Annotated in this window: 15 protein-coding genes; 10 read left to right on the top strand and 5 right to left on the bottom strand. The window is 69.5% G+C overall.

All coding sequences use genetic code 11. The features are described 5' to 3' along the window. Positions 1-31: 31 nt before the first annotated feature. The 6 genes from BM342_RS13170 (at position 32) to BM342_RS13145 (ending at position 6,013) form a co-directional block, all read left to right on the top strand. Positions 32-751, top strand: a complete 720-nt coding sequence (locus BM342_RS13170; RefSeq protein WP_218154941.1) for an ABC transporter permease — start codon at positions 32-34, stop codon at positions 749-751. Then, positions 748-2,004 carry a sensor histidine kinase gene (locus tag BM342_RS13165; RefSeq protein WP_218154940.1) on the top strand — a complete coding sequence of 419 codons (1,257 nt, stop codon included), beginning with the start codon at positions 748-750 and terminating at the stop codon, positions 2,002-2,004. Before BM342_RS13170 ends, BM342_RS13165 begins: the two co-directional genes overlap by 4 nt. Then, a complete protein-coding gene (locus tag BM342_RS13160) occupies positions 1,997-2,626 on the top strand; it encodes a response regulator (protein ID WP_092966980.1) in 630 nt (209 codons plus the stop codon). Before BM342_RS13165 ends, BM342_RS13160 begins: the two co-directional genes overlap by 8 nt. A 241-nt stretch (positions 2,627-2,867) precedes the next feature. Continuing rightward, positions 2,868-3,458 carry an ECF RNA polymerase sigma factor SigK gene (sigK, locus tag BM342_RS13155; protein WP_092968566.1) on the top strand — a complete coding sequence of 197 codons (591 nt, stop codon included), beginning with the start codon at positions 2,868-2,870 and terminating at the stop codon, positions 3,456-3,458. Then, positions 3,455-4,294, top strand: coding sequence for an anti-sigma factor (locus tag BM342_RS13150; protein ID WP_092966978.1), 840 nt, complete (start codon positions 3,455-3,457; stop codon positions 4,292-4,294). Before sigK ends, BM342_RS13150 begins: the two co-directional genes overlap by 4 nt. Positions 4,295-4,384: 90 nt before the next feature. Next, a complete protein-coding gene (locus BM342_RS13145) occupies positions 4,385-6,013 on the top strand; it encodes an MFS transporter (protein ID WP_092966976.1) in 1,629 nt (542 codons plus the stop codon). A 30-nt stretch (positions 6,014-6,043) separates the two neighbouring features. On the opposite strand, the gene BM342_RS13140 is transcribed toward BM342_RS13145, so the two are convergent. Beyond that, complete coding sequence (locus tag BM342_RS13140; RefSeq protein WP_092966974.1) at positions 6,044-6,472, bottom strand: cupin domain-containing protein; 429 nt, start codon at positions 6,470-6,472, stop codon at positions 6,044-6,046. Positions 6,473-6,625: 153 nt separating this feature from the next. Between BM342_RS13140 and BM342_RS13135 the strand changes: the two genes are divergently transcribed. Beyond that, entirely contained in the window at positions 6,626-7,243 is a 618-nt protein-coding gene (locus tag BM342_RS13135) for an antibiotic biosynthesis monooxygenase (RefSeq protein WP_092966972.1), read from the top strand. 93 nt (positions 7,244-7,336) lie between these two features. On the opposite strand, the gene BM342_RS13130 is transcribed toward BM342_RS13135, so the two are convergent. Next, positions 7,337-8,557, bottom strand: coding sequence for a hypothetical protein (locus BM342_RS13130; protein ID WP_092966970.1), 1,221 nt, complete (start codon positions 8,555-8,557; stop codon positions 7,337-7,339). 131 nt (positions 8,558-8,688) lie between these two features. After that, the gene (locus tag BM342_RS13125) at positions 8,689-9,411 is read right to left on the bottom strand and encodes a DedA family protein (protein WP_092966968.1); all 723 of its coding nucleotides are present in this window, start codon (positions 9,409-9,411) and stop codon (positions 8,689-8,691) included. A 220-nt stretch (positions 9,412-9,631) separates the two neighbouring features. Here BM342_RS13125 and BM342_RS13120 point away from each other — a divergent pair, with 220 nt between their 5' ends. Continuing rightward, positions 9,632-9,949, top strand: coding sequence for an HNH endonuclease (locus BM342_RS13120; protein WP_369823159.1), 318 nt, complete (start codon positions 9,632-9,634; stop codon positions 9,947-9,949). A gap of 163 nt (positions 9,950-10,112) precedes the next feature. Here BM342_RS13120 and BM342_RS19625 read toward each other — a convergent pair whose 3' ends face one another. Further along, the gene (locus tag BM342_RS19625) at positions 10,113-10,385 is read right to left on the bottom strand and encodes a hypothetical protein (RefSeq protein WP_143109877.1); all 273 of its coding nucleotides are present in this window, start codon (positions 10,383-10,385) and stop codon (positions 10,113-10,115) included. Positions 10,386-10,709: 324 nt separating this feature from the next. On the opposite strand from BM342_RS19625, the gene BM342_RS13110 reads away from it, so the two are divergent. Together BM342_RS13110 and BM342_RS13105 are read left to right on the top strand one after the other, a co-directional pair. Continuing rightward, complete coding sequence (locus tag BM342_RS13110) at positions 10,710-12,143, top strand: CCA tRNA nucleotidyltransferase (protein WP_177232187.1); 1,434 nt, start codon at positions 10,710-10,712, stop codon at positions 12,141-12,143. Between the two features lie 259 nt (positions 12,144-12,402). Beyond that, complete coding sequence (locus BM342_RS13105) at positions 12,403-12,789, top strand: VOC family protein (protein ID WP_092966960.1); 387 nt, start codon at positions 12,403-12,405, stop codon at positions 12,787-12,789. Between the two features lie 455 nt (positions 12,790-13,244). Here BM342_RS13105 and BM342_RS20305 read toward each other — a convergent pair whose 3' ends face one another. Next, positions 13,245-13,400: a DUF2510 domain-containing protein gene (locus BM342_RS20305; protein ID WP_092966959.1), complete on the bottom strand. Its 156-nt coding sequence runs from the start codon at positions 13,398-13,400 to the stop codon at positions 13,245-13,247. Positions 13,401-13,526 lie beyond the last annotated feature (126 nt).

Genomic DNA, 13,526 nt, shown 5'->3' with positions numbered 1-13,526 from the left:
GCATCCGCCCACCACATCTCAGGAGACCGTCATGTCCGCAATCGCCATGCCCGCGACCGTCAAGCTCACCGCGGTCGAGTCCAAGCTGCTCGTACGCGAGCCGGGCTCGCTCTTCACCGTGCTGATCCCGCTGTTCATCCTCATCGTCTTCGGCAGTTCGATCGGCCCCGACGACACGACGCTGCTCCCGATGGCGATCGCGATCGCCATCGGCCTCGTCGGGCTCTACCTCATGCCCACGGCACTCGCGACCTACCGGGAGAAGGGGATCCTGCGCAGGCTCTCCACCACACCGGTGCGGCCGGTGAGCCTCCTGGCCGTACAGCTGATCCTGCAGTTCGTGCTCGTGCTCGTGAGCTGCGGCGCACTGCTCGTCGTGGCCGCGGCGGTGCTCGGCGCACCCCTTCCGGCGAACGCCATGGGCTTCGCCGCCGTGTTCCTGCTGGGCACGGCTTCGATGTTCTCCATCGGCCTCCTGATCGCCGCACTCGCGCCGAGCGGTCGCGCCGCCAACGGCATCGGCGTGCTCCTGTACTTCCCGATGGCCTATCTCGCAGGGCTCATGCAGCCGGCCTCGCAGATGCCCGCTATCTTGGTCAGGATCGGGGAGTTCACCCCGCTCGGCGCCTTCCGCCAGAGCCTGCAGGATGTCTGGACCGGAGCCGCGCCCGACCCGCTGCTGCTCGGGGTCATGGCCGCCTACTCGGTGGTCGTGGGCCTCGCGGCAGCCAAGTTCTTCCGTTGGGAGTGAGCAGCATCTCGGGGACGACGGCGAGGCAGCTCGAGCTGCGCGAGCAGCGGCTGCTGCGCGTGATGGCCGTCGCACCCTACCTGCTCCTCGCGACCTCGGCCCTGCTTTCGCTGCTCACCGGGGCGCACACGTGGATCGATCGGCTGATCACCCTGTGGCTCGTGCTGCTCACCGCGGCATGGATGTGGTTCATGGGCCGCCGCCGCCCGCCGGGCGCGGTGTACGTCACCGGCCTCATCCTGCTCATCGCCGTGCTCTGCACCCGCGACGTGTGGTTCGCGGGATTCTTCGGCTTCGTCGGATACCTGCACTCCTGGCAGTACCTCCGCTCCGGCTGGCGTTTCGTCGGGCTGACCGCGACGGCCACGATCAGCATCACCACGTTCATGGGCGGCCTCCCGGATCCGACGCCGGTCGCCGTGTTCACGTACCTGTTCTTCATCGGCGCCATCGTGGCCGCCGTCGGCCTGTTCAGCAGCATCGGCGACACCCCGAGTGCGCACAGCGCCGAGCGCAAGCGCATGGTGACCCAGCTCGAGGAGACGATCCGGGAGAACGCCGGGCTCCACGCCCAGCTGCTCGTGCAGGCCCGCGAGGCCGGGGTGCTCGACGAGCGGCAGCGCATCGCCCGCGAGATCCACGACACCATCGCCCAGGGACTGGCCGGCATCATCACCCAGCTCCAGGCGGCCGAACGCGCCGACGAGCTCGGCAGCGACGAGGTCCGCCGCCGTCACCTCGGCAACGCCGCCAAGCTCGCCCGCGAGAGCCTCGCCGAGGCGCGGCGCTCGGTGCACGCCATCGGGCCGTCGCAGCTCGACGCCGACCGGCTGCCCGACGCGATCGCGGCCGTCGCGACCGAATGGGGCCGCCTGCACGACGTCGCCGTCGAGGTCTCGACGACGGGCGACGTGCGCCCACTGCATCCCGAGGTCGAAGTGACCTTCCTGCGCGTCGCGCAGGAGGCGCTCGCGAACTCGGGCAAGCACGCCTCCCCGAACCGCGTGGGCATCACGCTCTCGTACATGGACGACCTGGCGACCCTCGACGTCCGCGACGACGGAACCGGCTTCGACCCCGCGCTGGCGGCCGACGGCGGGGGATTCGGCCTGACGTCCATGCGTCAGCGCGTCGAGCGCATCGCCGGCGTGCTCGAGATCGAATCCGAGCCGGGCGTCGGCACGGCCGTGTCGGCGAGCGTACCGATCCTGCCGCAGGAGATCACGACCTCACCGAGGAGCACGAGTGACTGAGACCGCCATCCGCATCCTCATCGCCGACGATCACCCCATCGTCAGGGACGGGCTCCGCGGCATGTTCACGGGCGATCCCCGATTCGAGGTGGTCGGCGAGGCAGCCGACGGCGCGGAGGCCGTCGCCCTCGCCCGTGCGCTCGAACCCGCCGTCGTGCTCATGGACCTCCGGATGCCCCGCATGGACGGCGTCACCGCGATCAAGCGGCTCGCCGAGCTCGGCCTCGCGACACGCGTGCTCGTGCTGACCACCTACGACACCGACAGCGAGGTGCTCCCCGCGATCGAGGCGGGCGCCACCGGATACCTGCTGAAGGACGCCGCCGGCGACCAGCTCATGAGCGCCGTCGAGGCAGCCGCCCGCGGTGAGGCGGTGCTGTCTCCGACGGTCGCGATGCGCCTGATGGGCCGCGTTCGCCGGCCCGATTCGCCGCTCAGCACCCGCGAGTGCGAGGTGTTGCGCCTGATCGCGACCGGTGCGACGAACCGCGACATCGCAGGCCGCCTCTTCATCAGCGAGGCGACGGTGAAGACCCACCTCCTGCACCTCTACGCCAAGCTCGACGTCGGCGATCGCGCGGCCGCGGTCGCCGTCGGATTCCAGCGAGGACTGCTCGACTAGCGGGAGCGACCGCGAAGGCGGGTCTGCCCGACCGCCGCGCGACCCAATCGGATCGCCCGTCGGCTCCGAATACCCGGTGACACACGAAACGAGGTGCCCCGGTGACCACCGCTCCCCGACTCCGTGCCGGCCAGGGCACCGGTCGGCACGAACCGAACTCCGAGCCCGACGGATGACCCATGCCCTCCTTCCACGAACCGCGCCGCTCCGCAAGGGGCGGTTCGCCCGCCACGGCTCTGACATGCTTGGGATCGTGGTCGACGTCGCTGAGCATGCCGGGGAGCACCCGCGCGCGCTCGAGGACCTGCTCGTGGCCACCGCCTCTGGCGATCGCGAGGCGTTCGGCCTCCTCTACGACGCGACGTCGGCACGGGTGTTCGGACTCGTCCGGCGCGTGCTCGTCGACGCCGCGCAGGCCGAGGAGGTGACGCAGGACGTGTTCCTCGAGGCTTGGCAGACCGCCGCGCGATTCGACCCCGAGCGGGGCTCGGCGGTCCCGTGGCTGCTCACGCTCGCGCACCGGCGAGCGGTCGATCGCGTGCGTGCGTCGCAGGCCTCGCGCGAACGCGACCTGAAGACCGGCATCCGCGATCTCGACGTGCCGGTCGACGAGGTCGCCGAGGCGGCCGAGATCGCGATCGAGCACGAGCGGGTCGCCGATGCGTTGGCCGAGCTCAGCCCAGCACAGCGCGAGTGCATCTCGCTCGCGTACTACGGGGGCTGCACGCAGTCCGAGATCGCGGCGAGGCTCGAGGTGCCGCTGGGCACGGTGAAGACGCGGCTTCGAGATGGCATGATCCGATTGCGAGACGTATTGGGGGTGACGACATGAACCGAGCGGATGACGCGGCGAACGGCGCCGGCGACGACCTCCGCGACCTCGCTGCGGCGTATGCGCTCGATGCGCTCGACGAGTCGGACCGCGCCCGGTTCGAGCGCGCGCTCGCGGACTCCCCCGAACTGCAGGCCGAGGTCGAGTCGTTCCGTGCGATCGCCACCGGCCTCGGCGACGGGGTCGAACCCGTCGCGCCCCCCGCCTCGCTCAAGGCGAGCCTGTTCGACAAGCTCGATGCGGCTCCGCAGGAACGGCGGGCGGATGCCGCGGCATCCGTCACTCCGCAGTCCGAACCCGCCGCCGCTCCAGAGGTTGCGCCGGCCTCCGACACCGCCCCCGAATTCGTCGCGGCCCCCGCCGTCGATCTCGCCGCACGTCGAGCACGCCGCCGCATCGCGATCGCCTGGTCGTCGGCCGCAGCCGTGGTCCTGCTCGTCGCGGGCGCCTTCATCGGCGCGAACTGGTTCGGCCCGAACGGCTGGGGCGCGCAGCGCGAGATGGCGTCGCTGGCCGCGGCATCCGATGCGCAGCAGACCACTGCGGAGGTGACCGGCGGCGGCGAGGTCACCCTCGTGTCGTCGGCCGAGCAGGGTCGCAGCGCGATCGTCGCAGACGGGCTCTCCGAGCTCGGCGACGAGCACACGTACGAGCTCTGGTACATCGACGAGAGCGGTGCCGTGTCGGCGGGCACGTTCGACGTGACGGGCAGCGACGAGGCCTGGCGAATCCTCGAGGGCGAGTTCGCGCAGGGCCTCGCGGTCGGCATCACGGTGGAGCCGGCGGGCGGCTCGCCGCAGCCCACGACCGAACCCGTCGCGGTCATCCAGACCTGACCCGTTTCGGCGCGGTGACCGCGCCGCCCCGCCGCCGTGCGCCATGCTGGCACCGGGCGCGAGGGGCGCCGGAGCGAGGGGACCCGCACGATGACCGAGCACGCACCCGAGACGACGGCCACCGAGGAGCGGCGCTCCTGGGCGCCGATGGTGGGCCTCTTCCTCGCCCAGGTCCTGATGTCGTTCAACGTCGCGGCGCTGCCGATCTCGCTCGGCGGCATGGTCGAGGACTTCGGCGTGCCGCCCACCGTCGCGAGCACGACGATCGTCGTCTACGGCCTCGCAGTCGCGGCCCTCGTCATGACGGGCGCCAAGCTCGGCCAGCGCATCGGGTGGGTGCTCATCTTCCGATGCGTGCTCGTGGTGTTCGCGGCATCCTCGCTCATCATGATCCTCGCACCCACGATCGGCTGGGCCATCGCCGGGCAGGTGCTCGCGGGTGCGGCCGCGGCCATCATCGTTCCGTCGCTCGTCGCCCTGATCGCCGAGAACTACCGGGGCACGCAGCAGGCCACCGCCGTGGGCTCGCTCGGCTCGGCGCGCGCGTTCTCGGGCATCAGCGCCTTCCTCATCGGCGGCACGCTCGGAACGCTCGTCGGCTGGCGTCCGATCTTCTTCATCACGCTCGCCCTCGCGATCGCGGTCTTCGCGCTGAGCTTCGGGCTTCGTTCGGACCGCGGCGACCGGTCGGTGCGCATCGACCTCGTCGCCTCACTGCTCATCGGCGCGGCGATCGTGCTGCTCACGCTCGGATTCAACAACCTGAACTCGTGGGGCATCCTGCTCGCCGACGACGGTGCCCCCTTCGACGTGCTCGGCCTCTCGCCGGCGCCCGTCTTCGTGGTGGTCGGGCTGATCCTCGGGCAGGCCTTCTTCCTCTGGACGAGGCGACGCATGCGGCGTGGCCAGGAACCCCTCGTGAACCTGAGCGTGCTCGGGCACGCACGCGAGCGCTCGGCGGTCTACGCGATGTTCATCATCGTCTCGATGGAGGCCGCGGTGAACTTCACCGTGCCGACCTACATCCAGGTCGTGCAGGGCCGCACGCCGTTCGACACCTCGCTCGCGATGATGCCGTTCAACCTGACCGTGTTCGTCACGGCGACCCTCATCGTGCGGTTCTACCGCCGCTTCAGCCCCCGCACGATAGCGCTGTTCTCGTTCGCGCTCACGACGCTGGCGCTGCTGTGGCTCTCGTTCGTCGTGACCAACAACTGGGAGACGCTGCCGACGATCCTCGGGCTCGTGGTCTTCGGCATCGGCCAGGGCGCGCTCGTGACCTTGGTGTTCAACGTGCTCGTCACGGCCGCGCCGAAGGAGCTCGCGGGCGACGTCGGCTCGATCCGCGGCACCACGCAGAACCTCGCCTCAGCGGTCGGCACGGCCGTGATGGGCGCCCTGCTGGTCACGATGCTCACCCTGAACGTCGCAGGTGCCGCGGCCGAGCATCCCGACCTGCCCGACGAACTCCTCGCGCAGGTCGACCTCGACCAGGTGAACTTCATCAGCAACGACGACCTGCGCGTCACGCTCGAGCAGACGACCGCAACGCCCGAACAGGTCGACGCGGCCGTCGCGCTCAACGAGGAGGAGCGCCTGCGCACGCTCAAGCTCGGGTTCCTCGTCTTGGCGGGGCTCAGCGCGGTCGCCGCGATCCCGGCGTCGCGCCTGCCGAAGTACCGGCCCGAGGAGATCCCCGACCCGTCGAAGTCGGCCTAGCCCGGCCCGAAGGAGTCCGCTCGGGCGGCCCTACCAGGGCATCGGCCGGTCGCCGCCGCGCTCGGAGTCGTCGGGGAAGTGCGGCAGCTCGGTGCCGCCTGCGCGGATGCAGAGCCACCGCAGCTCGCCGTCGCCGTCGGGCGCGCAGCGCCACGTGCGCCAGACGCCCTGGCCGACGCGCACGACGGATCCGGCGCCGACGTCGAGCACGTCGTCGTCGAGGCCCATCTGCCCGCGACCCTCGAGGAACACGTAGAGCTCCTCGACCTTCGCGTGCCGGTGCCAGTAGCCCGCCTCTTCACCCGGCGCCAGCGCGTTGGCCGTCATGCCGATGAACTGCATCGTGAGCTCGTGGTCGACCACACGGCGCCCGTCGCGCGAGCTGTCGGGGCGAAACCCGCCGAAATGCCCCCGCCAGTCGTCGAGGCCGCCGATGTCCAGAACCTGATAGTCGCTCACCAGCGCAGCCTATCGAGCCGAAACACGCGGGTAACCCGGGATGCCTACACTGGTGCATTGCCGAGGGGGCCCACGGAACACCGAGGGCCCTCGCGGCGTTCTCCTCACTCAGATCCCCGCACCACCCCCGCGGGCCACGAGAGGCCATCACCCATGACCGCGAATCCGACCGGCGCCGCGAACCAGCCCGTCACCGTCTCGATCCGTCGAGAGGTCGACCCCGACCGCATCCCCGAGACCACGAGCTGGGTGCAGTCCGGCGTCAACCTCGCCAACCGCTATCCCGGCTTCCTCGGCTCGGGCTGGGTGCGCGTCGACCAGGACTCGAACATCTGGCACATGCTCTACCGGTTCTCGAGCGAGGCGACGCTCGACGCCTGGGAGCACTCGGCCGAGCGCACGGCATGGCTGGCCGAGGGCCACGGCCTCGTGCGGTCCGAACGCTCGCGTCGCCGATCCGGCATCGAGGGCTGGTTCGACGAGCCGCCGACCGGGTCGATCCCGGTGATCGATTCGGGCGCGGCATCCGAATCCGAAGACCTGCCGCCGGCACCGCCCCGATGGAAGCAGGCGGTCACGATCTGGCTCGGGTTCTTCCCGGTGAACCTCGCGTTCAGCTACCTGGCCTCCCCCGTGCCCGGCTGGAACGAGCTGCCGATCTGGCTCCGCGTGCTCGCGACGACCCTCGTGCTCACGCCGATCATGACGTACTGGGTGCTTCCGTTCGTGACCCGCTCGCTACGTCGCTGGCTCGCCCCGCGCACCAGCTGAGCGAGCGGATGCCTCGGGCGGGCGCTGCTCCAGCGAATCACGACGCCGGGCGACGACGCCCGCCGCCCGCCGCTCACGAACGTTCGATAGCGCCTAGATGCACTTGCCCGCCTCGGCGATCTGCGCGTCGCTCGGACGCCCGTAGGCCTGGATGCCCGACCCCTCGACGTCGTACCCCGACGCGATGGCCCACGCCGTCGCCCACATCTCGTCGTCGCCGTTGAACACGGGGCCCGTGTAGAGCGGCTCGCACTCGGGCCGCACGACCTGCGCGTGGCCCACTTCGTGGACGACGACGGCCTTCGCGTCGATGTCGTCGGTGAAGTGCCACCCGATGCTGTGACTGAGCTCGATCGTCGCCCAGCCGCCGTCGCCGTAGCGGTACATCGCCGTGCCCGCGTACCAACCCTCGTCGCTCGACTTGCCGGCCACGACGTTCGCCCAGACGAAGTCGAGGTTCACGCCGTGTGCGATCGACCTGGCGAAGTCCTCGATCGGACCGCGCGCCGCGTAGTCGGCCTCGGCTCGGCGCGCCGCCTCGGCTCCGGCGGAAGCCCGCATGGCGTCGACGGCCTTCGCCAGCTGCCGATAGGCGCCGGAGCTGTCGCGCGACTCGAACCAATCGTCGCCGGCCTGGTCGATGCCGTGCTGCACGGCGATGCGGGTCTCGTAGGAGGCGATCCGGTTCACGTCGAGCAGGGCGGCGGCGTTCTCGGCGGCCGAGGCGTAGAAGGCGACGCGCGCGGCGTCGGCCGTGGCTGCCGCGCCGTCGATCTCGAGCGTCGACGTCGTCATGTCATCGAGGTCGTCGAGCAACGCCTGCGCCCGTGCTCGCGTCTCGAGCACCTCGATGATGCTGACCCAGGCGGGGCGCACGTCGCTCTCGTCGTAGGCGATCGGCTCGGGCAGCGGTGCGACCTCGGTCGCCGCCAGCTCGGTCGCCGTGGTGGCCGCGGATTCGAGGATGCCGGCGAGCTCATCGGTGCCGAGGCCGTCGACGGCAGCTTCCATGACCGCCGCACCCTGGTCGCCCGCGGAATCGGCTCGGGTGATGGAGGCCTTCAGGTCGCCGACCGCGTCATCGGCGCGCTGCTCGATCTCGATCACCTTGGCGATGTGGTCGTTGCGGAGCGTGTGCGCGACGTATCCCGCACCGAAGTAGGTACCCGTCGCACCGAGCACTGCGATCGAGACGGCGAGCACGGGCACCCACCACGCGGTGCGGCGGTGCGCCTCGCCGGGCGCTTCGGGCGTCTCGGCAAGCACGTCGCTCACGTCAGCGGGCGCGTCTGGCGTGGCGGGGTTCTCGAGCATCGGGGGCCTCCGGGTAGGGCCGAATCGGCGGGCTCGACGAACCTACCTGCAGCGGACCTCGAGTCGCCACGCGAGCGCGTCACGCTTGCATAACGGCGACGGATGCCCCGGGCGGCCGCCGCGGCATCCGCTCACCCTTCGGTCGCCTCGCCGCCGTCGGCGCCACCTCGTGCCACGGCCCGGTGCTCGCGGATGCGACGCACCACGAGCACGACGAGCCCGACGCCGATCGCGCCGTAGACCAGGTAGTCGAGGTACTGCAGCCAGTGGTCGATGGCCTGGTGCTGCGTGCCGAGGGCCGCGCCGACGCCGATGAGCAGGGAGTTCCAGGCCGCCGACCCGAGGGCGGTGAAGGCCACGAACGTGGGCAGCGGCATCCGATCGGCACCGGCGGGCAGCGAGATCAGGCTGCGCACCCCCGGGATCATGCGGCCGAACAGCACCGACCACCTGCCGTGACGGTGGAACCACTCGGCGCCGCGCTCGAGGTCGGTGCGGCTGACGAGCCTGGTCCACGCGACCCATGAGATGGCGCGCTCGATGCCGATCGCGGCGCCGAGCGCGTAGAGCAGCAGCGCGCCGAGCACCGACGCGAGCGTCGACCAGGCGATGAGCCACCCGAGGTGCAGGTCGCCCGACTGGCTGAGGTAGCCCGCGAACGGCAGGATCACCTCGCTCGGGATCGGCGGGATCAGCACCTCGAGGAACACGAGCACGCCGACGCCCGCGTCGCCCATGGCGTTCAGGATGTCGGCGGCGAAGCCGGTCAGGCCCGTGAAGCCGTGATCGGCGGTCTCGGCTGCGGCGAGCGCCGCGTGTGCGGGCGCGGACGCGAGGGTCGTCAGGGGAGTCATGCGGCTCCGATGGTCGGCGGTCGGTGAGGGGTGCCCGTCGGCGTGACCACGCTAGCTGGCATCGGTGAACGCCGCCTGAGCATCGCGGCGCGCCGCGCCCGACGGATGCCGCGGCTGGCCTTGATGCCTGCGCTCATCCCGAGCGTTCCGGATCTAGCCTGTCGACATGCCCGTCAGTCGGAGTCGCGCTGCGGTGTACGCCCGTCGGCGGAAGCGCCGCATGGCGCAGAACACCCACGACTTGAGCATGGAGCAGTGGGATGCGATGACGGCCGAATGGGGTGGCTGCGCGTACTGCGGCGCGAACGGCCGGGCCCTGCAGAAGGACTGCGTACAGCCGATCTCGCGCGGCGGCCGGTACACGCTCGACAACGTCGTGCCGGCCTGCGGCGCCTGCAACGCGAGCAAGTCGAACGACGAGGTCACGTCGTGGCTTCGCCGCAAGAAGCTCGACGAGCGCGCGTTCCTGCTCCGGCAGTACGAGGTCCGCACGCTCCTGCAGGCGCGGTTCGCGGTGCAGGATGTCGCGGGCGAGTGAGGGCCCGACTGCGGGGCGATGAGCAAGCGATCGCCGCTGCCCTAGCCGAGGCGTCGTAGCGGCGAATCGACGAGTCCGACCGTACGGGGACGCTCTCCGGCTCGCGGTTCAACCGTCGAAGGCCTCACCGCGCCGCGCCCCGTGTCAGCACCCAGACGACATCTCAGAGGTCGCGGCGCGCGTCCGGGTCGTCGGCGAGCCGATCCGCCTCACGCTCCATGGCCTCCTGCTCGGCCTCGCTCAACGGCGGGAGGCCGACCTGGTCTGCCGGAATGCCCGCGTACGGGTCGGCTCCGGGGAACTCCTGGCTGAAGGAGCCCGCGACGACTCCCCCGGGTGGAACCTCATCGCCCGCGGCGCCCAACAGCGTCTCTTCGCCTTCGGGCTGCTCCGGTACGCCGTCTCCGAGGTGCTTCCGATGCCACTCGCCGCTCATGTCCACTCCCACTAGTACCGACCGGGCCACACCGATCATCATCGAGACCATGAAGATGTGGGCGCCATTGCGGCTCGCCGGCATCGTCCACGGAGTGTTGGAAGAGTTTACGACGTCCGACAGGGAACCCGGCTCGCGGAAGAGGCGGTCAGTCGGGTGCGATTCCCCCGACATCATGCAATGCCTACCGGCTCGGCGGTACGTCACCGAGACTGCGGCTTCACGACGGCGACTGCGTGCTCTAGGCTGGCGCACTTGGCAATCCCGCTTGGTCGGCGCATCGTCCGCGCTGAGCGTTGCGGCGAGAGGAATCAGGAGCCCCCTGTGACGGACACCACCGGCCTCGTTTCGCTGACGCCGGCAGCGATTGCCGTGATCCATGCCACTGCGGCAGCCGGCGGTCGTCCGCTGGTGGTCGGCGGCTCGGTTCGCGACGCGCTGCTCGATCGTCCGGCCAAGGACATCGACCTCGAAATCCATGGACCGACGGATGTCGCCGAGCTCACGAGCCGGCTCTCTGTCCTCGGTCACGTCGATCACCGCGGCCAGGCGTTCGGCGTGCTCGCGATCAGGGTGGACGGGCAGGACTTCGACATCTCGTTCCCGCGCCGGGACTCCATGGCCGGCGCCGGTGCTCGTGGATTCGGGATCGATATCGACCCGAACATCTCGGTTGAGCAGGCATTCGGTCGTCGAGATTTCACCATCAACGCGATGGGGTGGAACCCGCTGACCGGCGAGCTCATCGACCCGTACGACGGTGCATCCGACCTCCATGCCGGGATCCTCCGCCACACCACGGCTTCGTTCCGGGAAGACCCGCTGCGAGTGCTTCGCGCGGTTCAGTTCGCCGGCCGCTTCGGGTTCACGCTCGCTCCGGAGACTGCTGCCGAGTGCCGCGATATCACCGACGCATTGGCCAAGAGCGGCGGATTGAGCAAGGCCGTCTCACCTGAGCGGGTCTGGCAGGAATGGCGAAAGCTCGCGCGGCGCGGCACCGCCTGGACGAACGCGATGGACACGCTCGTCGACACCGGCCTGATCCGGTTCTACCCAGAACTCGCGGCGACCCGCGGCGTCGAACAGGACCCAGGATGGCACGCGGAGGGTGACGTCTGGACGCACCTGGCCCTCGCCGCTGAACAGGCAGCGGTGAATGCCGAGCGCGACGACCTGTCCGGAACGGAACGTGAGGTCGCTGTCCTCGGTGCCCTCGTGCACGACCTCGGCAAGGTCACCCACACGCAGAACACCGATGGCCGGATCACCAGTCGCGGTCACGCCGCAGCCGGGGTGGCTCCCGCGGCTGCGTTCCTCCGCAGGATCGGCGCCCCAGAGCGCCTGCTCACCCGCGTCACGCCGATCGTGCGCGAGCACATGTCACACGTGGGCATCGAACAGCCGACCTCGTCCCAGGTACGCCGGCTGATCCGCCGACTCGACACCAACGGTGCTGGTGCGACGATTCACGACTGGGCACGGGTCGTCGATGCCGACTGCGCCGGCCGCGGACCGTCCGCCAAGCCGAGCCCGGCGACGCGATGGCTGGCCGTCGCCGCACACGCGACCGTCGGCGACGCTCCGCGAAAGGGGATCCTCACGGGCGAGCATCTCATCGCTCGTGGATACGTTCCCGGACCTGAGTTCAAACCGTTGCTGTCTGCCGCTCTCGATGCCCAAGACGACGGCTGGATCCACGACGAACAGAGCGCTCTCGTCTGGCTGGACGCGTACGAGGCGGACCGCATCGAGAGATAGCCGCTGCCAATGCAGGTGCCTCGTGGTCGCGGTACGTCTCGACCATGCTGCCCAGTCTCAGCGCCGGGAAGTGCCTGCGTCGATCGTCCATTCAGGGTTGTGATCAAAGAGGCGCACTGAACTCGAGGAGTTCCTTGTCCCGTTGGTGCGGGCTTTTCGGAAGCAGTCCGCGGGCAGCGTTCGCTCTGCTCGCCAACCGCTCAGATTGACCGAATCCGTACCTGACATATCTTTATGGCGACGAGTTCAGGAGGATCGGATGCGGCTACATCATGTCCAGGTCTCGATGCCACGTGGCCAGGAAGACCTCGCTCGTCGGTTCTACCGCGATGCTCTCGGCCTCACCGAGGTGGACAAGCCTGCGTCCCTCGCAGGCCGGGGCGGTTGCTGGTTCCGCGGCTTCGATGACGGAGCCGTCGTCGCCGAAATACACCTGGGAGTCGATGACCCATTCGTCCCGGCGAAGAAAGCTCACCCGGCGTTGATCGTCGACTCGGTTGAAGAACTCGAAGCACTCGGCCGTCGGGTCGAGGCGGCCGGCTTCGAGGTGTCATGGACCGAGCGAAAGACCTTCGAGGGATACACGCGCTTCCACGCTCGCGATGGCTTCGGCAACCGGGTCGAGATCCTCAGCAACGGAAGTTGACCGGGCAGTCGAGAGCTCCCACCTCAGATGTCCGTGCCGGCGGACTCTGTCACAGACTCCACGAGAGGATCCAGATGCGGATCTTCAGCTGACGATGCCGGAGCTATCGAGCCAGACAGGGAGCTGTCGCACCAGAACCCAACGCCAAGAGGAACAGTGCAGCGATCGCGATGAGGACCGCTCCAATCGCATGCCTGATCCGCCTGCCCTGGAGGCGTCTCGCGTTTCGGACTGCCAAGAGGCCTAGGGCGACTGCCCAGATTCCCACAATCGCGACTGTCACATCAGCGAAGACGAGCAGCGTCAGAGCAAGGACATTCGAACTCGCCGGCGAGAACGCAACGCTGACAGCGAGGAGCGCGGCCGCGACAACGAACGCAACGCACGCTCCGAACAGTGACGAGACCGCCAAGTAATTGGTGGGTGACGTGGACTGAGGTCCTGGTGGTAGCTCTTCATATAGGCAGCAGCGCGGAATCCTCAGGCTTCGCTCGAAACTCCGTTTCAGACCACTCGCTTCCATTCCACCACCGGAGTAAGTCGGAGGCCTCCGGGTCCTCGTACCACCCCGCGGCCTTCACCCCCTGCACATCGCCCAGCTCCGGGGTCATTTCAGGCACAATGGTGCAGCGCGATCGGGAATTCCATGTCACGAAGCTAGCGCTTAGGTGCGAGTATCTCGAGCTGTGAGGGATCCCTCTGTGCCTCTCCGCACCGCAGATCGTCACAAGTGGTGG

This window comes from Agromyces sp. CF514 (assembly GCF_900113185.1).
In the GTDB taxonomy this organism is placed as follows: domain Bacteria; phylum Actinomycetota; class Actinomycetes; order Actinomycetales; family Microbacteriaceae; genus Agromyces.
The sequence above is the reverse complement of the archived record's forward strand: the minus strand, read 5'-3'. Positions and strand labels throughout refer to the sequence as shown.

Bases quoted from the DNA above. Each gene is read 5' to 3' on its own strand.
- BM342_RS13145 (WP_092966976.1), top strand. From the start codon at position 4,385: ATGACCGAGCACGCACCCGAGACGACGGCCACCGAGGAGCGGCGCTCC.
- BM342_RS13105 (WP_092966960.1), top strand. From the start codon at position 12,403: ATGCGGCTACATCATGTCCAGGTCTCGATGCCACGTGGCCAGGAAGAC.
- BM342_RS13170 (WP_218154941.1), top strand. From the start codon at position 32: ATGTCCGCAATCGCCATGCCCGCGACCGTCAAGCTCACCGCGGTCGAG.
- BM342_RS20305 (WP_092966959.1), bottom strand. From the start codon at position 13,400: ATGACCCCGGAGCTGGGCGATGTGCAGGGGGTGAAGGCCGCGGGGTGG.
- BM342_RS13130 (WP_092966970.1), bottom strand. From the start codon at position 8,557: ATGCTCGAGAACCCCGCCACGCCAGACGCGCCCGCTGACGTGAGCGAC.
- BM342_RS13150 (WP_092966978.1), top strand. From the start codon at position 3,455: ATGAACCGAGCGGATGACGCGGCGAACGGCGCCGGCGACGACCTCCGC.
- BM342_RS13120 (WP_369823159.1), top strand. From the start codon at position 9,632: ATGGCGCAGAACACCCACGACTTGAGCATGGAGCAGTGGGATGCGATG.
- BM342_RS13135 (WP_092966972.1), top strand. From the start codon at position 6,626: ATGACCGCGAATCCGACCGGCGCCGCGAACCAGCCCGTCACCGTCTCG.
- sigK (WP_092968566.1), top strand. From the start codon at position 2,868: ATGCTTGGGATCGTGGTCGACGTCGCTGAGCATGCCGGGGAGCACCCG.
- BM342_RS19625 (WP_143109877.1), bottom strand. From the start codon at position 10,385: ATGAGCGGCGAGTGGCATCGGAAGCACCTCGGAGACGGCGTACCGGAG.
- BM342_RS13125 (WP_092966968.1), bottom strand. From the start codon at position 9,411: ATGACTCCCCTGACGACCCTCGCGTCCGCGCCCGCACACGCGGCGCTC.